This is a genomic window from Paenibacillus sp. P2(2022) (genome assembly GCF_029522175.1).
Classification (GTDB): Bacteria; Bacillota; Bacilli; order Paenibacillales; family Paenibacillaceae; genus Paenibacillus; species Paenibacillus polymyxa.
Genome location: NZ_JAKWFI010000042.1, coordinates 1 through 599, shown reverse-complemented (window position 1 = coordinate 599; position 599 = coordinate 1). Strand labels below are relative to the sequence as shown.

Here is a 599-nt window from a genome sequence, read left to right as displayed (position 1 = left end):
GGATTCACCTGATGCTGACTATCGCCAAGCACCACCGTCATTCCGCCTAACAGTGGCAGGATGGTCTCCAAGACAAAAATGTCGAAAGAAATGGTCGTCAGTGACAACATCGTTTGGCTCGTTTCAAAGTCAATGACTTCGCGCATCCCTGTAATAAAGTTGAGGACCGAGCGATGCTGGAGCATAACTCCTTTCGGATTACCCGTCGAACCAGAGGTATAGATAACGTAAGCCAAATGCTCTGGGCGGGTAATCGCCTCAAGGTTACTGCTTTCTCCCTGATACAATGCTGCATCCTCAAGAAATAGGTTATTGGCATGGCATTGGTGTTCTTCTGCCAAATCACGACGGGTCAGAAGCACTGCGGCCTCGCTGTCTTCCAGCATGTATGCAATACGTGAGGACGGAAATTCGGGATCAATCGGCACATAAGCACCACCTGCTTTTAGCACGGCCAGCAGACCTACGATCATTTCCACGGAGCGCTCCACCATCAGGCCGACCAGTTTGTCGGGTCCTACTCCCTGTGCTTGAAGGATGCGTGCCAATGAATTCGCCCGTTCATTCAGCTCCCGATACGTCAGACGCTGATGTCCAAA

General features: G+C 51.1%; 1 protein-coding gene. It reads right to left on the bottom strand.

Annotated features, from left to right (window positions below; genetic code table 11):
• The coding region (locus tag MMB75_RS26090; protein WP_277511633.1) for an AMP-binding protein at positions 1 to 599 on the bottom strand (599 nt) is incomplete at both ends.